The organism is Klebsiella pneumoniae (assembly GCF_000742135.1).
In the GTDB taxonomy this organism is placed as follows: domain Bacteria; phylum Pseudomonadota; class Gammaproteobacteria; order Enterobacterales; family Enterobacteriaceae; genus Klebsiella; species Klebsiella pneumoniae.
The window spans coordinates 995,786-1,015,864 of sequence record NZ_KN046818.1 but is presented as its reverse complement, the minus strand read 5'-3'; the positions used below and the strand labels follow the sequence as shown (position 1 = coordinate 1,015,864).

16 protein-coding genes and 1 other annotated feature are annotated in these 20,079 nt (G+C 57.9%); of the genes, 5 read left to right on the top strand and 11 right to left on the bottom strand.

Annotation, left to right across the window (positions count from 1 at the left end; all coding sequences use genetic code 11):
* Positions 1-20: 20 nt before the first annotated feature.
* The 9 genes from DR88_RS20225 to DR88_RS20265 all read right to left on the bottom strand — a co-directional run bounded on the left by DR88_RS20225 (position 21) and on the right by DR88_RS20265 (position 9,407).
* Entirely contained in the window at positions 21-1,325 is a 1,305-nt protein-coding gene (locus DR88_RS20225; RefSeq protein WP_002892192.1) for an inosine/guanosine kinase, read from the bottom strand.
* 63 nt (positions 1,326-1,388) lie between these two features.
* Positions 1,389-2,351 (bottom strand): ferrochelatase, encoded by a 963-nt coding sequence (gene hemH / locus DR88_RS20230; RefSeq protein ID WP_002892189.1) that lies wholly within the window; start codon positions 2,349-2,351, stop codon positions 1,389-1,391.
* A gap of 128 nt (positions 2,352-2,479) precedes the next feature.
* On the bottom strand, positions 2,480-3,124 hold the full coding sequence (gene adk / locus DR88_RS20235; protein WP_002892184.1) for an adenylate kinase: 645 nt from the start codon (positions 3,122-3,124) through the stop codon (positions 2,480-2,482).
* Positions 3,125-3,346: 222 nt separating this feature from the next.
* A complete protein-coding gene (gene htpG / locus DR88_RS20240; RefSeq protein ID WP_004177228.1) occupies positions 3,347-5,221 on the bottom strand; it encodes a molecular chaperone HtpG in 1,875 nt (624 codons plus the stop codon).
* Between the two features lie 111 nt (positions 5,222-5,332).
* Entirely contained in the window at positions 5,333-5,938 is a 606-nt protein-coding gene (gene recR / locus DR88_RS20245) for a recombination mediator RecR (protein ID WP_002892177.1), read from the bottom strand.
* A complete protein-coding gene (locus DR88_RS20250; RefSeq protein ID WP_002892173.1) occupies positions 5,938-6,270 on the bottom strand; it encodes a YbaB/EbfC family nucleoid-associated protein in 333 nt (110 codons plus the stop codon). The genes recR and DR88_RS20250 overlap by 1 nt, the downstream gene beginning before the upstream one ends.
* 57 nt (positions 6,271-6,327) lie before the next feature.
* The gene (gene dnaX, locus DR88_RS20255; protein WP_004147381.1) at positions 6,328-8,235 is read right to left on the bottom strand and encodes a DNA polymerase III subunit gamma/tau; all 1,908 of its coding nucleotides are present in this window, start codon (positions 8,233-8,235) and stop codon (positions 6,328-6,330) included.
* Positions 6,931-6,995, bottom strand: a sequence feature (DnaX frameshifting element). It overlaps the preceding gene by 65 nt.
* Before the next feature lie 92 nt (positions 8,236-8,327).
* The gene (apt, locus tag DR88_RS20260) at positions 8,328-8,879 is read right to left on the bottom strand and encodes an adenine phosphoribosyltransferase (RefSeq protein ID WP_004177230.1); all 552 of its coding nucleotides are present in this window, start codon (positions 8,877-8,879) and stop codon (positions 8,328-8,330) included.
* A 150-nt stretch (positions 8,880-9,029) separates the two neighbouring features.
* Complete coding sequence (locus DR88_RS20265; RefSeq protein WP_002892144.1) at positions 9,030-9,407, bottom strand: DUF454 family protein; 378 nt, start codon at positions 9,405-9,407, stop codon at positions 9,030-9,032.
* A 69-nt stretch (positions 9,408-9,476) separates the two neighbouring features.
* Between DR88_RS20265 and priC the strand changes: the two genes are divergently transcribed.
* The 3 genes from priC to DR88_RS20280 all read left to right on the top strand — a co-directional run bounded on the left by priC (position 9,477) and on the right by DR88_RS20280 (position 11,157).
* A complete protein-coding gene (gene priC / locus DR88_RS20270) occupies positions 9,477-10,004 on the top strand; it encodes a primosomal replication protein N'' (RefSeq protein ID WP_002892142.1) in 528 nt (175 codons plus the stop codon).
* Positions 10,005-10,016: 12 nt separating this feature from the next.
* Positions 10,017-10,190, top strand: coding sequence for a pleiotropic regulatory protein RsmS (gene rsmS, locus DR88_RS20275; RefSeq protein WP_002892136.1), 174 nt, complete (start codon positions 10,017-10,019; stop codon positions 10,188-10,190).
* Positions 10,191-10,257: 67 nt separating this feature from the next.
* Entirely contained in the window at positions 10,258-11,157 is a 900-nt protein-coding gene (locus DR88_RS20280) for an Rpn family recombination-promoting nuclease/putative transposase (RefSeq protein WP_020325194.1), read from the top strand.
* A 35-nt stretch (positions 11,158-11,192) separates the two neighbouring features.
* On the opposite strand, the gene mscK is transcribed toward DR88_RS20280, so the two are convergent.
* Positions 11,193-14,540: a mechanosensitive channel MscK gene (mscK, locus tag DR88_RS20285; protein ID WP_025861655.1), complete on the bottom strand. Its 3,348-nt coding sequence runs from the start codon at positions 14,538-14,540 to the stop codon at positions 11,193-11,195.
* Between the two features lie 129 nt (positions 14,541-14,669).
* A complete protein-coding gene (gene acrR / locus DR88_RS20290) occupies positions 14,670-15,320 on the bottom strand; it encodes a multidrug efflux transporter transcriptional repressor AcrR (RefSeq protein WP_002892080.1) in 651 nt (216 codons plus the stop codon).
* A gap of 142 nt (positions 15,321-15,462) precedes the next feature.
* Between acrR and acrA the strand changes: the two genes are divergently transcribed.
* Both acrA and acrB read left to right on the top strand, forming a co-directional pair.
* On the top strand, positions 15,463-16,656 hold the full coding sequence (gene acrA / locus DR88_RS20295) for a multidrug efflux RND transporter periplasmic adaptor subunit AcrA (protein WP_004147376.1): 1,194 nt from the start codon (positions 15,463-15,465) through the stop codon (positions 16,654-16,656).
* A 22-nt stretch (positions 16,657-16,678) separates the two neighbouring features.
* Positions 16,679-19,825, top strand: a complete 3,147-nt coding sequence (acrB, locus tag DR88_RS20300; protein ID WP_004147373.1) for a multidrug efflux RND transporter permease subunit AcrB — start codon at positions 16,679-16,681, stop codon at positions 19,823-19,825.
* Positions 19,826-20,079: the final 254 nt, after the last annotated feature.

Genomic DNA, 20,079 nt, shown 5'->3' with positions numbered 1-20,079 from the left:
CCGCCGGGAGAGGGACGCGCTTACCGATCCCAGTACGCCTCTTCCAGGCTGTCCTCACGCTCCGGCAGGCCGCGGGTTAAACGCGGCGAGTGCTGGTTCAGCACCTGATAGCTCACGCGGTTGGCATATTTACACACCTGCGCCAGCGAGGAGTAGGTCAGCCATTTGCATTTGTGCTTGCTGGAGTTGGGTACGTTATTGCGGTGGTAGTTATTGGCGGTGATGTCATGCAGCAGCGCCGCCAGCGCGCCGTCGCCTGCGCCGTTGGTGTTCATGATCTTCTCGGGGCCGCCCATATAGGGAGCGATATGGGAATATATGCGCAGCGGATTAACGCAATCCTGGTGACGCATCGCGCGGCTGAATTCAAACTGGTTAAACTCCGGGATCGCCCCCGGCAGCAGCGGATGCTGGGTTTTACGCTTCGCCTCTTCTTCGGTGAAGCCCGCCATATACAGGCCCGCCGGGCCGGCGGTGCACAGCACCAGGTCGACCCAGTCCAGCGCCTTATTCGCCGCTGACAGCGGATCGGCAAAGCCGGTCAGCGCTTCCCCTTCCTCTTCGTTCATTGCCAGAATAGAGACATGCTCCTGCAGGAACTCCTGCCACCACGCCGGGTTATCGGCAATCACGTATTTGGTTCCGAGGGTTAACACCACCGGCACATCGTGCTTTTTGGCATACTCAATAGCCTTCATCGTCGCGTCCGGCATCGGCTCGCCCGGCTTGCAGCGGACCAGGTAAGAGGTCAGCACCAGCGCCGAGGCGCCGGCGATCACCGCTTCCGGAATGCTTTCCGGACGCAGCTTGTTCATGTGGCCCGGGCTGATGGCGAAGGTGCGCTCGCCGCTGTCACCGATCAGGGTAAAGCAGCGGCCAATGGCGCCGTCGACGCCCTGCAGATAGTTCAGATCGGTGCGGCTGGAGGTATTGCACAGGTAACGATAGGCGTAGCCGCCGATTTCGATATTGCTGCACATCACGCCAAGCAGCACCGAGCGATCGTCCGCCAGCACCGAGTAGTTGTGCATGGTATTGCCGATGGTGCCGCCGGCAAACTGATGGGTAATGAGATTGTTGCGCACCAGCTCCTGGTACAGCGCCTCGGCGACGTCATCTTCAATCACCAGCGAATGGCCCGCGCTCAGGCCGTAGCGCACGATAAACGCCTCATCCACTTTCGCTTCGATATCCACCAGCGTCTGGTCGATACCGACCACCCAGGAGACGCTGGATTCATTCTCCGGCTGAATTTGCTGCAGCAGCGGATCGCGGGCGTTAACGGGAAAATAGTGTTTAGATTTGCGTTTACCGGGAAATTTCATAGTGGCGCTTAAATAACAGGGAACAAGCGGGAAATAGTAGCATATTCCCCGCCCTGCGCGCGATCAGCGATAAGGCGCCGTCAGATTGACCATCATCTCAATATGCGCTGCGTCCGCATTAAGCGCCGGAATATATTCATATTGCTTGCCGCCTGCTTCGAGGAATATTTCCCGGTTCTGGACGGCGATTTCTTCCAGCGTTTCGAGACAGTCGGCGGCAAACCCCGGGCACAGCACCTGAATATGCTTCGTCCCTTTCTCGCCGAGCATCTTTAGCGTTTCATCGGTGTACGGGGTCAGCCAGGGTTCCCGGCCAAAGCGCGACTGGAAAGTCATCATCACCCGCTCCGGCGGCAGCCCCAGCGCGGAAACCAGTTCCCGCGTCGTATCGCGACAGCGCTGAGGATAATCATCGCCCTGGTTGGCATAGCGCTGCGGGATCCCATGATAGGAGAGCAGCAGCAGATCCGGTTCCCCATGCACCGCGAAGGAAGCGCGCACGCTGGCCGCCAGCGCATGGATATAGTCCGGATGTTCGGCATAGTCGCGAATAAACGAGATACCCGGAATGGCGCGCTTTTTCGCCAGAATCCGCGCCAGTTCGTCCCAGACGGCGGCCACCGTCGAGCAGGAATATTGCGGATACAGCGGCAGCACCACGATGTGCTCCACCCCCTGCGCCAGTAAGTCATCCACCGCGCTGGCCAGTGACGGTGAACCATAGCTCATGCCCAGCGCCACCGGGGTATCCGGCAGCCTGGCAGCCAGCGCCTGCTGCTGGCGACGACTATACACCATCAGCGGCGATCCCTCTTCCATCCACACGGACTGATACAGCTTCGCCACGCGCGGGGAGCGAATCGGCAGTATGACGCCGCGCAGCAGCGGCCACCATAGCAGACGAGACGTATCCACCACCCGTTTGTCGCTGAGGAATTGTCGCAGATAGCGCTTCACCGCCCCGGGGGTGGGCGCATCGGGAGTGCCTAAATTGGCCAGCAAGATACCTGTTTTCGTCTGATGCATTACCGCCTCTTAACCATTTGAATCGCAGCCAATTGTAGCTGAAATGGCGCTAAACGGAACCAATCATAGCAAAAGGTAGAAATGAGAGGAGTTCTCATCCTGCCGCAGCAGGATGAGAAAAGGCTTTATCAGCCGAGGATTTTTTCCAGTTCGGCGCGCACGTCAGCTACCGCTTTGGTGCCGTCGACTTTGGCGTATTTGGTGTTGCCCGCCTGCGCTTCTTTGGTGTAGTAGCCGATCAGCGGCGCTGTCATCTGATGGTATTCTACCAGACGCTTACGCACGGTCTCTTCCTGATCGTCTTTACGGGTGGTCAGCTCTTCGCCGGTCACGTCGTCTTTGCCTTCCACCTTCGGCGGATTGAATTTGATGTGGTATACGCGACCGGATGCCGCGTGGACGCGACGGCCAACGATGCGGTCGACGATCAGTTCGTCCGGCACATCGAATTCCAGCACGTAATCAACGGTAATGCCCGCCTCTTTCATGGCGTCAGCCTGCGGAATGGTCCGCGGGAAGCCGTCCAGCAGGAAGCCGTTACGGCAATCTTCCTGGGCGATACGCTCTTTCACCAGCGCGATGACCAGCTCATCGGTCACCAGCTTGCCAGCGTCCATAATGTCTTTCGCTTGCTTACCGAGCTCAGAGCCGGATTTTACCGCCGCGCGCAGCATATCGCCGGTGGAGATTTGCGGAATACCGTATTTCTCCATGATGAACTGAGCCTGAGTTCCTTTACCCGCGCCCGGAGCGCCAAGCAGAATAATACGCATTACGAAAATCCCCTCAAAAGTCGATTCAATTTTTCAAAAACGCTAAACCATACCACCAGAACGGCGATGGCTCAAGGAAGGCGGTGCGGCTGAAACGGTTAATGGTGAGATATTTTATGCAATCCAATGTGAAATGCCCCGCCTGAGCACATCGCTCAGACGGGGCATTTATCCCGTTCCCGGTGTCGCGTCGCTCGGCCGGGCTACTCGTTCAGGTTCGCGTCAGGAAGCCAGCAGCTGGTTCATACGGCGGATAAACTGGTTCGGATCTTCCAGCGTGCCGCGCTCGGCCAGCAGCGCCTGATCCAGCAGCAGTTCCACCCATTCGCCGAACTGCGCGTCGTCCTGGGTATCGGCCGCGCGTTTCACCAGCTGATGCGCCGGGTTCAGTTCGAAGATGTATTTCACTTCCGGCGCCGCCTGGCCCGCTGCCGCGAACAGCTTCGCCATCTGAGTGCTCATCTCGTCGGCGTCGGTGGTGACGATCGCCGGGGTGTCGGTCAGACGATGGGTCAGACGCACCTCTTTCACCCGGTCGCCAAGCAGGTTTTTCACCCGCTCAACGAACGGCTCCAGCGCTTTTTCGGCTTCTTTGGTGGACTCGTCTACTTCATCCGCCAGCTTGTCCAGCGACTCGTCGGCTTTAGCGACAGACTGGAACGCTTTGCCGTCGAACTCGGTCAGATAGCTCATCATCCACTCGTCGATGCGATCGGAGAGCAGCAGCACTTCGATCCCTTTCTTACGCAGCAGCTCGAGGTGCGGGCTGCTCTTCGCCGCCGCATAGCTGTCGGCTGTGATGTAGTAGATCTTCTCCTGGCCTTCTTTCATCCGCGAGACATACTCTTCCAGCGATACGGTCTGCGCGGAGGAGTCGGTATGGGTGGTCGCGAAACGCAGCAGTTTGGCGATCGCTTCCTGGTTGCTCGGATCTTCCGCCGGGCCCTCTTTCAGCACCAGGCCGAACTGTTTCCAGAAGGTTTGGTATTTTTCAGCGTCGTCTTTCGCCAGCTTATCCAGCATCTGCAGCGCGCGTTTGGTCAGCGCGGTGCGCAGGTTGCGGGTCACGCTGCTGTCCTGCAGGATTTCACGGGAGACGTTCAGCGGCAGATCGTTGGAATCGATCAGGCCGCGCACGAAGCGCAGGTAGTTCGGCATAAACTGCTCGGCGTCGTCCATGATGAACACACGCTGGACGTACAGCTTCAGGCCGTGTTTATGATCGCGGTTCCACATATCCCACGGCGCCTGCGACGGGATATACAGCAGGCTGGTGTACTCCTGCTTACCTTCCACGCGGTTGTGGCTCCAGGTCAGCGGGTCGCTGTAGTCGTGAGCGATATGCTTATAAAACTCTTTGTATTCGTCGTCGTTAACTTCGGATTTGCTGCGGGTCCACAGGGCCTGCGCCTTGTTGATTTTTTCCCACGAAATCACGGTTTCGCCGTCTTTCTCTTCCCGTTTTTCAATCTCAACCGGCAGCGCGATATGGTCGGAATACTTGCTGATGATAGAGCGCACGCGCCAGTCGTTGAGGAAATCATCTTCGCCTTCGCGCAGATGCAGGGTGATTTCGGTGCCGCGATCGGCTTTGGTGATATCAGCTACGGTATATTCGCCTTCGCCGGCGGATTCCCAGAACACGCCGTTTTCCGGCTTGTCGCCCGCCGCACGGGTACGCACGGTCACTTTGTCCGCCACGATGAAGGCCGAATAGAAGCCGACGCCGAACTGACCGATCAGCTGGCTATCCTTCGCCTGGTCAGAACCCATCGATTCGAGGAACGCTTTGGTGCCGGATTTGGCGATGGTGCCGAGATGGTCGATAACCTCTTCCCGGTTCATACCGATACCGTTATCGGCGATGGTCAGGGTGCGGTTGTCTTTATCAAACGAAACCCGCACGCGCAGCTCGCCGTCTCCCTCATACAAATCCGGCTGCGACAGCGCGCGGAAACGCAGCTTATCGGCCGCATCAGAGGCGTTGGAAATCAGCTCACGCAGAAAGATTTCTTTGTTGGAATAGAGGGAATGGATCATCAGGTGCAGAAGCTGCTTTACTTCTGACTGAAAACCACGAGTTTCTTGTCCTTTCATCTGATTCAACCTCAACAATGCCATTTTAAATGGGTAAAAAACCGTTGAGTGGGAGATGGGGACAGCGGGGAAATTTTTCAAGCGGAGGCGGCGAAGGCCGCCTCCATTTGTTCAGAAAGTAATCTTGTGGCGACCGGCCAGGGAGTGGGACAGCGTGGTGCCGTCGACCATCTCCAGCTCGCCGCCCACCGGCACGCCGTGGGCGATTCGGCTGGCGTCGACGCCATACTGCGCGCACAGCTCCGCGATGTAGTTGGCCGTCGCCTCGCCCTCAACGGTCGGGTTGGTGGCGAGGATCACCTCGGTGATCGACTCCGCCTCCAGCCGTTGCTCCAGGCGATCGAGCCCGATGTCATCAGGCCCGATGCCGTCGAGCGGCGACAGGTGCCCCATCAGCACGAAGTAGCGGCCGGAATACTGCCCGGTCTGCTCAATGGCATAGATGTCCGCCGGACTCTCTACCACACAGATCTGGCCGTTTTCCTGGCGACGCGGGTTGCTGCAGATATTGCACACCTCCTGCTCGGTGAAGGTGCGGCAATCGGCGCAGTGGCCGATCTCCGACATCGCACGCGTCAGCGCCTGCGCCAGGCGCATCCCGCCGCTGCGATCGCGCTGCAGCAGGGTAAACGCCATGCGCTGCGCTGACTTCGGGCCGACGCCCGGCAGACAGCGCAGCGCTTCCATAAGCTGAGTTAACAGCGGGCTGGTTTGCATCAGAACGGCATCTTGAAGCCTGGCGGCAGTTGCATACCGGCAGAAACGGAAGCCATCTTCTCTTTCTGGGTCTCTTCGATACGGCGCGCGGCGTCGTTGAACGCGGCAGCCACCAGATCTTCGAGCATCTCTTTGTCGTCTTCCAGCAGGCTTGGGTCGATCTCCACACGGCGGCAGTTGTGCGCGCCGTTAATGGTCACTTTCACCAGACCCGCGCCGGATTCGCCGGTTACTTCCAGCTGAGCGATCTCTTCCTGCATCTTCTGCATTTTCTCTTGCATCTGCTGGGCCTGCTTCATCAGGTTACCCAGGCCGCCTTTTCCACCAAACATAGGCTTCTCTCTCAGTCAGTCATCGTTAAAGGTACTGAATGCCAGTCAGACTGGCATTCAAATGGGGCGAATACTCTCTTCATCCAGATCGGCGTCGAAGAAACGACGCAGGGTCTGAATGTTATTATCCGCGATAATGGCTTCGCGCGCCTGCGCGAGCTTCTCTTCATAAATAGCCTGCCGCCACTCCAGCGGCGTACGCATCGCGGGATTATCGTCTTCCACGATGGTCAATTCAACCGGCGTACCGTACAACACCCCCAGCGCTTCAGCCAGCTTTTGCTGCGCGCTGGCGGAATTGAGGTGGCGCTGGCTGGGACGCAGATGCAGACAGACGCGGCTGCCCTCCTGCTCTTTCCACGCGTTGAGCGCCACCTGCTCGACCAGCTTCGGTACCGCCAGCTGGCTCACTTCCGCCGCCCAGCTGTCGCGCTCGACCGCTTCTTCGGCGAGCTTGGCCGCCAGCTCCGGCGTCTTCTCATGCTCCAGCGCCTTTTTCAGCGCTTTGGGCGTGGCGACTTCGACTTTGCTTTCTTCCACCACCGTCGTCGCCTTCCAGCGATAGGCCTCTTTCTTCGCCGGGGCCTGCTCCAGCGCGGCCGCGGCCGGACGAGCCTGGACGCGCTCGGTAATCGAACTCAGTCGCTCCAGCGCAGCGTTATTCACCGGCCGCGCGCGGGAAGCGGCTGCCGGTTCACTCTTTTTTGGGGTGGTTGCTCCCTGACTGCGCTGCAGGTGGCTGCGGGCCGCCAGCACCTGGCTGGTGGTCGGCGGCAAACTCTGCGGCGACTGTGGCGGCGGCGCGGCGGGGGCAACCGGCTGACGCGGCGCGGGCGCGGCGGCCTGTGCCGGCTGCACCTCCGGCTCCGGCAGCGGCTTACGCGGATGAAACGCCAGGGCACGCAGCAGCGTCATTTCGACGCCCATCCGCCGGTCCGGGGCGTAAGGCAGCTCTTTGCGGCCAATCAGCAGCGTTTGGTAGTAGAGCTGAACGTCGCCGGGCGGTACGGTTCGCGCCAGTTCGCGCATCCGCACTTCGACCGCGGCCATGTCGGCGCCCAGCGCCGAAGGCGACAGCTGAACCATGGCGATGCGGTGCAGCAGGCTCTGCATCTCGACCAGCAGCGCCTCCCACTCGACGCCGCGTGCGGCGGCGTCATTGACGCCCGCCATGACCCGCTCGCCGTCGGCAGCAACCAGCGCTTCAATCAGCGACAGCGCCTGATCGTCATCAAGGGTGCCGAGCATGGTGCTCACCGATGCGGCCGTCAGCTGCCCTTCCCCACTGGCAATCGCCTGATCGGTCAGGCTTAAGGCATCGCGCAGGCTGCCATCGGCCGCCCGCGACAACAGCTGCAGCGCGCGGGGCTCAAAGGCAATCTGCTCTTCGCCAAGAATATGCTCCAGCTGATGGCGGATCTGTTCAACGTCCAGCGCCTTCAGGTGGAACTGCAGGCAGCGGGATAAGATCGTTACCGGCAGCTTCTGCGGATCCGTTGTCGCCAGCAGGAATTTGACGTGCGCCGGCGGCTCCTCCAGCGTTTTTAACAACGCGTTGAAGCTGTGACGCGACAGCATATGGACTTCGTCGATGAGATAGACCTTAAAGCGGCCGCGGGCCGGCGCGTACTGGACGTTGTCCAGCAGATCGCGGGTATCTTCGACTTTGGTTCGCGAGGCGGCGTCAATCTCAATCAGATCGACAAAGCGCCCCTGTTCAATTTCCCGGCAGTTATCGCACACGCCGCAGGGGGTGGCGGTGATGCCGGTTTCACAGTTTAACCCTTTCGCCAGCAGACGGGCGATGGAGGTCTTCCCGACCCCGCGGGTACCGGAAAAAAGATAAGCGTGATGAATGCGCCCTAACGACAAGCCGTTCGCCAGTGCGGTCAGCACATGTTCCTGGCCGACGACGTCAGCAAAGGTTTGTGGGCGCCATTTACGGGCTAAGACCTGATAACTCATGGGCTGGCTCTGAAACGCTGGAAGGTGAAATCACGAAGGGGTCATGCTATCACAGCCCCGCCCGATCGGCGAGGCTATGTGGAGGGATTTGCTTAGTGGCCCGGGAACGGCACCAGACAGTAGCAGTGGATCCCCAGCTTCTCCAGGCGCTGTTCGCCGCCCAGATCGAAGAGATTGATAATGAAAGCGGCATCGTGCACTTCGCCGCCGAGGCGGCGGATCAGTTTGACCGTGGCGTCGATAGTGCCGCCGGTCGCCAGCAGATCGTCAACCACCAGCACTTTATCGCCCGGTTTAATGGCGTCAACGTGGATCTCCAGCTGATCGGTGCCATACTCCAGCTCATAGGTCTCGGCGATGGTTTCACGCGGCAACTTACGCGGCTTGCGTACCGGAACAAAGCCCACGCCCAGCGCCAGCGCGACCGGGGCGCCGAACAGGAAGCCACGCGCCTCAGTCCCTACCACTTTGGTAATACCCGCGTCTTTGTAGCGCTCGGTCAGCAGTTCAATGCTAAGCGCGTAGGCCTTCGGGTCTTCCAGTAAGCTGGTGACATCGCGGAAAAGAATGCCAGGTTTTGGATAATCCTCGATACTCTGGATGCTGTTCTTCAGATATTCAAGCTGCTGTGCAGTTGCGGTCATAAGTGTATGCCTGATTGAAACGGTATTACCCACGGGCGTGCAAAAGGGGCCAAAGAAACATTTGTTTAACCTTTGACCAGGCTTGCCCGCGCTCGAAAACGCCAGAATTTACTGGCTGTCGGCAACAATTGCAACAGGCATTATTGCGCATCAGTGCTTTTGTTGCTTTGCGTCAACCACCGGAATGCGCCACATAAAGATCAGCAGACAGGCCAGAATGACCAACAGCATGATGCGCACCCACGTAAGCTTAACCAGCCATAGCGAAATAGCAAAAGTCACCACGATCATCGCAATGGCGCGCGGTTTAGCGCCGCGAGGCATGGCGCGGTACTGTTGCCAGTGGCGAAGATAGCCGCCAAACCAGGAGCGATACAGCAGCCACTGGTGAAAGCGCGGCGATGAGCGGGCAAAGCACCAGGCGGCGAGCAGAATAAACGGCGTCGTCGGCAGCAACGGTAAGAAGACGCCCAGCGTACCCAGCGCTACCGCCAGCCAGCCGATAATGGTTAAAATAACAGGTGGCATAATGCGAATCGTTATCAAACAGATGAGGCTACTGTAGCACAGTTGGCTGACGGAAAATGGAGGGGGTTGGTGAAAACTGCTCAACTTTTACAAACGCTGAACGACCAGCTGAGTGAGCTGGCCGCGCTGGTGGCGCCGCTGGCGGAGCACGCGACCCTCAGCCCGCGCTTTGACCGCCAGCTCTTCCACACCCGCAGCACGCTGATGCAGGCCTATCTGGCGGAAGCCCAACACAACTTTAACCAGCTCCGCCAGGCCGTCGAGCGCCAGCAGCTGCCGCAGGTGGTCTGGATTGCCGAGCGTCTGGCGGCACAAATCGCCGCGCTGCGCCGTGAAACCGCCACCTGGTCCTTGCGCAGTTGGGACCACGCGTCGCCAACGTTGAGCCGCTGGCAGCGCCGTCGCCTGCAGCATCAGGAGTATGAGCGCCGCCTGCTGGCGATGCGCGACCAACGCCAGCGTCAGCTGGCGCAGGCGACCAGCCTTGACGAGCAGCAGCGGCTGGGGAAAGAAGTTGAAGCCTACAGCGGCCGGTTGGCGCGCTGCCGACAGGCGCTGGACAAGATTGAAAACGTACTGGCGCGGCTGACGCGCTAACAGGAGAGCCCGATGTCGCTGGAAAATGCATCCGATGAGGTCAAACTGGCCGTCGATTTAATCATGTTGCTGGAATCGCATCAGATCCCGGCGCAAACCGTGCTGAGCGCGCTGGAAATTGTCCGGCGGGATTATGCAAACAAGTTAAAAAACGCGGAAAGCGGGTCGCAAAACCCAGAGAAGTAGGATGTTGTCTCCGGCAGTGTGCTGGCAGTCTGGTCCTCTGCGCATGACGCCACTGGAGACAATATTGATGGAAAAAGTCAGTCAAACCCCACACGACGCGGTGTTTCGCCAGATGCTCATGCATCAGGCGGTCGCGAAGGATTTTTTGCAGTTGTACCTCCCCGCGCCGTTTCTGGCGATCTGCGAACTGGATTCGCTGCAGCTGGTCTCCGGTAGCTTTGTTGAAGAGGACCTGCGCGCCAGCTATTCCGATATCCTTTACTCACTGCGCACGCGTCATGGAGCGGGCTATGTGTACGCGCTGATTGAGCACCAGAGTACCCCGGACAAGCTGATGGCGTTTCGCCTGCTGCGCTATGCGCTGGCCGCCATGCAGCGTCATCTGGACGCCGGCCACGACACGCTGCCGCTGGTGGTGCCGATTCTGTTTTATCACGGCAAAGTGAGCCCCTGGCCCTGGGCCCGCAACTGGCAACAGCTATTCGCCGATCCGGCGCTGGCGAAGGCGCTCTATAGCAATGATTTTCCGCTGGTGGACCTCACCGTAATGCCAGATAATCAGATCGCCCGTCATCGGCGGATGGCCATGCTGGAGCTGCTGCAAAAGCATATCCGCCATCGCGATCTGGCCGAGCTGCAGGTGCCGCTGATTGCGCTGATGACGCAAGGCTATCTGACAGAAGCGCAGCTGAATACGCTGCTGCGCTATATGTTGCAGGCGGGAACTACGGAACATCCGGGGGCGCTGATCCGCACGCTGGCGGCGCAGTCGCCCAGGCATAAGGAGCTGATGATGACCATTGCCGAATGGCTGGAAGAGAAAGGCCGTAAACAGGGACAGCAAGAGGGTGAGCAGGAAGCTACCCGCAGCATCGCCGCCAGAATGCTGGCGCGCGGCCTCGAACGTCAAACCGTGCAGGAGCTCACCGGGCTGAGCGATGAAGAACTCGCCGCGCTGGCGCCCTGATACAGCAGGGGCGGCTTTGCGCCGCCCCTCTTCGATCAGGACGCGGTGGTGGGCGCCAGATCGTCGCCTTTCCCGTCCCGTTTCACTTCGGTGACTTCATCGCCTTTTTCATTGCGCAGATGAACTTCCAGCTGGTTAAAGGCAATGTTGATGTCATTCTCCCGGCACAGGCGGTCGATGGCGCGGTTGAGCTCATCCACCGTGTAGCTGCGATCGCGCAGTTCTCGAACATACAGACGCAGTTCATGATCCAGGGTACTGGCCCCGAAGGTGGTGAAGAAAACCGCTGGCGCCGGCTCCTGCATCACTTTCGGATGATCGTGCGCGGCCTTCAGCAGCACCTCTTTCACCTTATCCAGGTCTGAGCCATAGGCGACGCCGAGGCGGATCACCACCCGGGTCACGGTGTCGGAGAGCGACCAGTTGATCAAGCGCTCGGTAACGAACGCCTTGTTCGGGATAATCACCTCTTTGCGATCGAAGTCGGTGATGGTGGTGGCGCGAATACGGATTTTGCTTACCGTCCCCGAGAAGGTTCCGATAGTGACCGTATCCCCAATGCGCACCGGACGTTCGAACAGAATGATTAGGCCGGAGACAAAGTTACCGAAGATCTCCTGCAGACCAAAACCTAAACCAACCGACAGCGCGGCCGCCAGCCATTGCAGTTTATCCCAGGAGACGCCCAGCGCCCCGAATACCGTCATCGCCCCGATAGCGATAATCGCATAGTTGAGAATGGTGGTGATGGCGTAGGAGGTCCCCTGACGCATGTTGAGCCGCGACAGCACCAGCGCCTCCAGCAAACCCGGCAGGTTGCGGATCAGCGCCCAGGCGACCATTGACGCCACAATGGCGAACAACAAACTGCCCATCGTCACGCTGCGCACCACGCTGGCCCCCGCCTCGGTGCCGTTGTAGTGCCAGAGGGTAATGCTGTCGAGGTAGGCGAAAACGGTGATCAAATCAGACCAAATCGCCCAGAACATCACTGCGAACAGCGCGACCATCACCAACATGGTGATGCGCAGCGTCTGCTGGTTGACCTGCTCGAGAGCGATAGTTGGCTCTTCCTGCGGCTCGGCGCCTTCCGCCCCTTCCTTCACCAGATGTTGACGGCGCGCCAGCGCGCGGCGCCAGGCGATACGCCGCGCCGCCACGCTCAGGCCGCGCAGCACGGTCTGGTACAGCAGGTTCCAGATCATCACCAGATACACGGTCTCGATCCAGCGTCCCGCCAGACGCAGCGTCGTGTAGAAGTAGCCGGTTGCCGTCAGCACCATCAGGGCCACCGGAACGATAGACAACACCGTGATCGTCAGCAGGCGCAGGCTGTGCGACTCTTTATCGCGCCAGCTTTCCCGGCACATCGGCCAAACCAGCACCGCGATCAGCAGTAAGTTGAAGAAAATCACCAACTGCCCCAGCACGTCGTCCATCAGGTTCAGCGGCGACAGTTCGGAAATCACCGACCAGAAATTCAGCGGCAGCAGCGCCAGGCTGACGCGAACAATCTGCCGCCGCCAGTGGCTGGTCAACTGCGCCGGCATATTAAAGTGGTTGACCGCGACGCCGTTCTTTTCCAGCACTTTCCAGCACAGGCCAAACACCAGCCAGAACATAGCCAGCTTTTTACTGTATGCCCACAGCAGTCCGCTAATATTTAACTGCATGGTGAGTAAGATCAGACCGATAGCCAGAATCAACAGCACCACCGGTAAGGCGCGGATCAGATCGATCAGGATCGCCTTCGGCGTATGCAGTTGGGTATCGTTGCGCAGCTGTCCCACCTGGGAAGCAAGCTTTGCCTGATAATCCTTGAGCCACTGCAGACGCCAGCGGATGAGGCCGGCAATCAACAGCAGCGGTAAACCGGCCAGGAAAGCGACAAACACCGCAGGCCACGCTTTTTCCCAGTTCACGGTGATTTTCATCGCCTTAAACTGACCTTTCAGCGCCTCCGGGAAGGCCTTAATCCACTCCCAGTCCATCGGTTTATTGCTGTTCACCCAGAAAATTTGCTGGGTCAGAATTTCCTTCAGACTGCTCGAGACGCTCATCAGCTGCTGCTGGTTGATCTGCAGGTTGATGGCCATCATCAGCTGGTTGCCCAACTGTTTGTTGAACTGATCAAGCAGTTCGCGACGCATGTCGATCACTTCCAGTAGCGCGGCGTGGACTTCATCGTTCACTTCGCTGCTGTGCCCCTCCTCCAGTTTGGCGACAAAGGCATCGCTCTGGAACAGCGCGTCGCGCTGCTGGTTCACCTCAAACTGTTCAAGCCGCAGGTCGGCGATGCGGTTGGTCATATCCTGCAGCTCATCCGCCGACGGTAATGTCTGTTGCTGTTGGTAAAGAATACGCGACAGCAGCAGGCTCCCCCGTAGAACTGAAATTTGCTCTTTAATATCCCGTTCAGACTGCAGCGCGCGGTCGAGCCAGTTTTTGACCTGGATATTGCGCTGCACCAGCTGGTTACCGTTCTCTGTTGCCTGGATCAGCTTCTCGCTGAGCTGATGGTTAATATCCAGCTCCTGCTTGACCAGCGGGTTGGCCTGAATACGCGCCGTTTCGTCGGGGGTAACCGCCTCCTGGGCGGTTTTCTCGGTCAGGGTCAGCCGTTTGCTGTTCACGGCCTCCTGCAGCAGCTGTAGCTGATGCTCCAGCCGGTTGCTCCAGGCGGTGACATAGTCACGCTGCTTCTGTAGGGTATCCTGCAGGATAGTGTTGCCTTCGAGGCTCTTGCGCTGTTGCTCGATCTGCGCGTTGAGCAATGCCTGTTGAGCCTGCAACAGCACCTGCTGGGTCGGGCGTAGGGTCTCGTCGCCCACCGAGGTGCCATTCAGACGATTGCGGATCTGCTGCAGCTGCTGGGAGGCGTTGAACATCGCATTTTGCACGCGTTCCGGCTGCGTTTGCAGGGAAACCAGCTGGCTGTTATAGGTCGCCAGATCGTTTTGCGCATTCTGCAGATCGTCCAGCGTCTGGGTGACGCGCGACTCCAGCTGACGCAGGGAGAGCGTACTTAGCGTTTTGCGCGTCGCGTCGTCGTTCGGGACATCGCTCAGGTTATTGAGGCTCTCCACCGCCTGGCGCAGCTTCGCCGGCGCCTGCTCGACCTGCTGTCGCAGCTGTGCCGTCTCGCTTTTGATACGCTCGATTTTATCCAGCGTTTCCAGCGTCTGAGTCAGATCCTGCTGGACCAGTTTGTCCTGCGGAGTCAGTTCTTTTTGCTTGTTTAACGTATTGAGCTGGCTCTGCACCTCTGCCCGATCGGGGAGATCCGCGGCGCGGCCCTGGACTGGGCTGAAAAGGCCAATAAAACAGAGCAGCGTGATAATAAAGATGAACGTGGCGCGTTGCCTGGAGATCGTGTGCAGCATAGTTAATATGAATGAATGCAAATGCCGGAGAATACCGGGGGTCGTCGCAAGCGCGCAGAATAGCACTTCTCAGCGCTGGCGAATAGCGGCGGACGGCGCTAAAAATTCACGCCCATCCGCGCGCTACCTTTAAGCTGACAAGCTCTCCGGGCCGCGTAGCGTCGGGCAGAATTGATACATCTCCAGCAGAATAGCGACGTAGTCCCGCGCTTCCGCATGCAGGTCGAACGAATCGGGGGCAAACAGCCAGTTTTCCATCAGTCCGGAAAGGTAGCTGCGCATTAACACGGCCGCCCGCCGGGTGAGTAAATTGGCGGGCAGCAGCTTCGCCGCGATGCACTCTTTCAAGGTCTGCTCGATACGCTCATAACTCGCCAGGGAGAGCTGCCGCTGGGCCTGCTGCACCACGGTCATTTCACCGACGAACTCACACTTATGATAGATAATCTCCATCATTAATCGTCGACGTTCTTCTGTCACTGTCGCTTCAAGAACATAGACTAGAATCTCCCTGATAACTGAGAGTGGATCGTTGGGGAATTTTGCCCGATACTCAATTTCGAGATCGCTAATACTGGCGTCTGACAGCTCCCAAATTTCGTTGAATAAATCTGATTTATTCTTGAAATGCCAGTAGATAGCCCCCCTCGTTACACCCGCAGCTTTTGCAATTGTTGCCAACGAGGTAGATGATACGCCTTGCTGCGAAAACAGACGCAGAGCAACATCCAGAATCAGTTGCCGGGTTTCACGTGCCTGTTGTTTGGTTTTTCGTGCCATAGGTTAATGACTTTACAGAGGTTACGTTTACATACATTTGTGAATGTATGTACCATAGCATGACCATAATAGAAAGACTGTAGTGGGTTTGTGGTTGTTTGAGCCACTGAACATTTTGAAATTGGACACTCGAGGTTTACATATGAACAAAAACAGAGGGTTAACGCCTCTGGCGGTCGTTCTGATGCTCTCAGGCAGCTTAGCGCTAACAGGATGTGACGATAAACCGGCTCAACAGGGAGCCCAGCACATGCCGGAAGTCGGTATTGTGACGCTCAAATCCGCACCTCTACAAATAACCACCGAACTGCCAGGCCGCACCAGCGCCTATCGCATTGCGGAAGTCCGTCCTCAGGTCAGTGGCATTATTTTAAAACGTAACTTCATGGAAGGTAGCGATATCCAGGCCGGCGTCTCCCTGTATCAGATCGATCCAGCCACCTATCAGGCCAGCTATGACAGCGCCAAAGGCGACCTGGCAAAAGCCCAGGCGGCGGCAAACATGGATCAACTGACGGTCAAGCGTTATCAGAAACTGTTGGGCACCAAATATATTAGTCAACAAGACTACGATACCGCCGTTGCGACGGCGCAGCAGAGCAATGCGGCCGTGGTCGCGGCGAAAGCGGCCGTTGAAACCGCGCGCATCAATCTGGCCTACACCAAAGTCACCTCGCCGATCAGCGGCCGGATCGGTAAATCCGCCGTGACCGAAGGGGCGCTGGTACAGAATGGTCAAACGACCGCCCTGGCAACCGTTCAGCAGCTGGATCCGATCTATGTTGACGTCACCCAGTCGAGCAATGATTTCCTGCGCCTGAAGCAGGAGCTAGCCGACGGCCGCCTGAAACAGGAAAACGGCAAAGCGAAAGTGGAGCTGGTGACTAATGACGGTCTTAAGTATCCGCAGTCCGGCACGCTGGAATTCTCGGATGTCACTGTTGATCAGACCACCGGCTCAATCACGCTACGCGCTATTTTCCCGAACCCGGATCACACCCTGCTTCCGGGGATGTTCGTCCGTGCCCGTCTGGAAGAAGGGATTAACCCTGACGCCCTGCTGGTACCGCAACAGGGTGTTACCCGTACGCCGCGCGGCGACGCCAGCGTCATGGTAGTGGGGGAAGGCGATAAAGTCGAAGTCCGCCAGGTCACTGCTTCTCAGGCGATCGGCGATAAATGGCTGGTCACTGACGGTCTGAAATCCGGCGATCGCGTTATCGTCACCGGCCTGCAAAAAATCAAACCAGGTGTGCAGGTAAAAGCGCAGGAAGTAGCTTCTGATGATAAACAGCAAGCCGCAGGCAACGCGCCATCAGAACAAACCAAGTCTTAACTTAAACAGGAGCCGTTAAGACATGCCTAATTTCTTTATCGATCGCCCCATATTTGCATGGGTGATCGCCATTATCATCATGCTGGCTGGGGGATTATCAATCCTCAAATTGCCGGTGGCGCAATATCCGACGATTGCGCCGCCAGCAATTTCCATTACCGCCATGTACCCCGGTGCTGACGCCGAAACGGTGCAGAACACCGTCACTCAGGTTATCGAACAGAATATGAACGGTATCGATCACCTGATGTACATGTCCTCAAATGGCGACTCCACCGGTACGGCAACCATTACGCTGACCTTCGAATCCGGTACCGATCCGGATATCGCCCAGGTTCAGGTTCAGAACAAGCTGGCGCTGGCGACGCCTCTGCTGCCGCAAGAAGTACAGCAGCAAGGGATTAGCGTTGAGAAAGCGTCCAGCAGCTTCCTGATGGTTGTCGGCGTCATTAACACCAACGGCACCATGAACCAGGACGATATTTCGGACTACGTGGCGGCCAACATGAAGGATCCGATTAGCCGTACCAGCGGCGTCGGCGACGTTCAGCTATTCGGTTCCCAGTATGCGATGCGTATCTGGATGGATCCAAACAAACTGAACAACTTCCAGCTTACGCCGGTGGATGTGATCAGCGCCCTGAAAGCGCAGAACGCCCAGGTGGCCGCGGGCCAGTTAGGCGGTACGCCGCCGGTGAAAGGCCAGCAGCTTAACGCCTCGATCATCGCGCAGACGCGTCTGACCAATACGGAAGAGTTTGGCAACATCCTGCTGAAGGTGAACCAGGACGGTTCCCAGGTTCGTCTGCGTGATGTCGCCAAAATTGAGCTGGGCGGCGAAAGCTATGACGTAGTGGCGAAGTTTAACGGCCAGCCGGCATCCGGTCTGGGTATTAAACTGGCTACCGGCGCGAACGCGCTGGATACCGCCAACGCTATTCGCGCTGAACTGGCGAAGATGGAGCCGTTTTTCCCGTCGGGGATGAAGATCGTTTACCCGTATGACACCACCCCGTTCGTGAAAATTTCTATTCACGAAGTGGTTAAAACGCTGGTGGAAGCGATCATCCTGGTGTTCCTGGTCATGTATCTGTTCCTGCAGAACTTCCGCGCCACCCTGATCCCCACCATCGCGGTACCGGTGGTCCTGTTAGGCACCTTCGCGGTGCTGGCGGCGTTTGGCTTCTCGATAAACACCCTGACGATGTTCGGGATGGTGCTCGCCATCGGCCTGTTGGTGGATGACGCCATCGTGGTGGTAGAGAACGTCGAGCGCGTGATGGCGGAAGAGGGTCTGCCGCCGAAAGAAGCGACGCGTAAATCGATGGGACAGATTCAGGGCGCGCTGGTAGGTATCGCGATGGTGCTGTCGGCGGTATTTATCCCGATGGCGTTCTTCGGCGGCTCAACCGGGGCCATCTATCGCCAGTTCTCCATCACTATCGTTTCCGCGATGGCGCTGTCGGTACTGGTGGCGTTAATCCTGACGCCGGCGCTGTGCGCCACGATGCTGAAACCCATTCAGAAAGGCAGCCATGGCGCGACCACCGGCTTCTTCGGCTGGTTTAACCGCATGTTTGATAAGAGCACGCACCATTACACCGACAGCGTAGGCAACATTCTGCGCAGCACCGGTCGTTATCTGGTGCTGTATCTGATCATCGTGGTGGGTATGGCATGGCTGTTCGTCCGTCTGCCGAGCTCGTTCCTGCCGGACGAGGACCAGGGTGTATTCCTGAGTATGGCGCAGCTGCCTGCCGGCGCCACCCAGGAGCGTACGCAGAAAGTGCTGGATGAGATGACGAATTACTATCTCACCAAAGAGAAGGATAACGTGGAATCCGTGTTTGCGGTTAACGGCTTCGGTTTCGCCGGCCGCGGCCAGAACACCGGTATCGCGTTCGTTTCGCTGAAAGACTGGAGCCAGCGTCCGGGTGAGGAAAACAAAGTTGAAGCGATCACCGCGAGAGCAATGGGCTACTTCTCGCAGATTAAAGATGCGATGGTCTTCGCCTTTAACCTGCCGGCTATCGTTGAACTGGGTACCGCGACCGGCTTTGACTTCGAGCTGATTGACCAGGGCGGTCTGGGCCACGAAAAACTGACCCAGGCGCGTAACCAACTGTTTGGCATGGTGGCGCAGCATCCTGACGTGCTGACCGGCGTGCGCCCTAACGGTCTGGAAGATACACCGCAGTTTAAAATCGATATCGATCAGGAGAAAGCTCAGGCGCTGGGCGTCTCCATCAGCGACATTAACACCACGCTGGGCGCAGCCTGGGGCGGAAGCTATGTCAACGACTTTATCGACCGCGGCCGCGTGAAGAAAGTGTACATCATGTCCGAAGCGAAATACCGTATGCTGCCGGAAGATATCGGCAAGTGGTATGTTCGCGGCAGCGATGGTCAGATGGTGCCGTTCTCTGCTTTCTCGACCTCGCGTTGGGAATACGGTTCGCCGCGTCTGGAACGCTACAACGGTCTGCCGTCACTGGAAATCCTCGGTCAGGCCGCGCCAGGCAAGAGTACCGGTGAGGCGATGGCGCTGATGGAAGAGCTGGCGGGTAAACTGCCTTCCGGTATCGGCTACGACTGGACCGGGATGTCTTATCAGGAGCGACTGTCCGGCAACCAGGCCCCTGCCCTGTATGCCATTTCGCTGATTGTCGTCTTCCTGTGTCTGGCGGCGCTGTATGAGAGCTGGTCGATTCCGTTCTCGGTTATGCTGGTCGTCCCCTTGGGTGTGGTCGGTGCGCTGTTAGCCGCCACCTTCCGCGGGCTAACCAACGACGTTTACTTCCAGGTGGGTCTGCTGACCACCATCGGCCTGTCGGCGAAGAACGCAATATTGATCGTTGAATTCGCCAAAGACCTGATGGAGAAAGAGGGCAAAGGGCTGATTGAGGCGACGCTTGAAGCAGTACGTATGCGTCTACGTCCAATCCTGATGACATCTCTGGCGTTCATCCTCGGGGTAATGCCGCTAGTTATCAGCTCCGGCGCCGGCTCCGGTGCGCAGAACGCCGTCGGTACAGGCGTAATGGGCGGGATGGTGACCGCGACGATCCTGGCGATCTTCTTCGTGCCGGTGTTCTTTGTGGTGGTTCGTCGCCGCTTTAGCAAAAAAACGGAAGATATAGAGCACAGCCATCAGGTTGAGCATCATTAATCTTCACTCCTGAACAAAGGGCCGCTACCGCGGCCCTTTTTTATCACTGGCTGGCAAGGCACATATTGCCATTGTTTATTTTTCGTTCTTCATTTAATATATATTGATATGGCGCAGGCTATTTTTAGCAGCTTGTTCAACAACTCGGGATCGGCAAACACTCATTTACCAGGAATAATCTTACTATCATTATCCACGGGTCGGCGGTTTCTGAACGCGACAGCTGCCTGCCTTAAACCAATGATTCATAAGAT

Bases quoted from the DNA above. Each gene is read 5' to 3' on its own strand.
- DR88_RS20225 (WP_002892192.1), bottom strand. From the start codon at position 1,325: ATGAAATTTCCCGGTAAACGCAAATCTAAACACTATTTTCCCGTTAAC.
- hemH (WP_002892189.1), bottom strand. From the start codon at position 2,351: ATGCATCAGACGAAAACAGGTATCTTGCTGGCCAATTTAGGCACTCCC.
- adk (WP_002892184.1), bottom strand. From the start codon at position 3,124: ATGCGTATTATTCTGCTTGGCGCTCCGGGCGCGGGTAAAGGAACTCAG.
- htpG (WP_004177228.1), bottom strand. From the start codon at position 5,221: ATGAAAGGACAAGAAACTCGTGGTTTTCAGTCAGAAGTAAAGCAGCTT.
- recR (WP_002892177.1), bottom strand. From the start codon at position 5,938: ATGCAAACCAGCCCGCTGTTAACTCAGCTTATGGAAGCGCTGCGCTGT.
- DR88_RS20250 (WP_002892173.1), bottom strand. From the start codon at position 6,270: ATGTTTGGTGGAAAAGGCGGCCTGGGTAACCTGATGAAGCAGGCCCAG.
- dnaX (WP_004147381.1), bottom strand. From the start codon at position 8,235: ATGAGTTATCAGGTCTTAGCCCGTAAATGGCGCCCACAAACCTTTGCT.
- apt (WP_004177230.1), bottom strand. From the start codon at position 8,879: ATGACCGCAACTGCACAGCAGCTTGAATATCTGAAGAACAGCATCCAG.
- DR88_RS20265 (WP_002892144.1), bottom strand. From the start codon at position 9,407: ATGCCACCTGTTATTTTAACCATTATCGGCTGGCTGGCGGTAGCGCTG.
- rsmS (WP_002892136.1), top strand. From the start codon at position 10,017: ATGTCGCTGGAAAATGCATCCGATGAGGTCAAACTGGCCGTCGATTTA.
- DR88_RS20280 (WP_020325194.1), top strand. From the start codon at position 10,258: ATGGAAAAAGTCAGTCAAACCCCACACGACGCGGTGTTTCGCCAGATG.
- mscK (WP_025861655.1), bottom strand. From the start codon at position 14,540: ATGCTGCACACGATCTCCAGGCAACGCGCCACGTTCATCTTTATTATC.
- acrR (WP_002892080.1), bottom strand. From the start codon at position 15,320: ATGGCACGAAAAACCAAACAACAGGCACGTGAAACCCGGCAACTGATT.
- acrA (WP_004147376.1), top strand. From the start codon at position 15,463: ATGAACAAAAACAGAGGGTTAACGCCTCTGGCGGTCGTTCTGATGCTC.
- acrB (WP_004147373.1), top strand. From the start codon at position 16,679: ATGCCTAATTTCTTTATCGATCGCCCCATATTTGCATGGGTGATCGCC.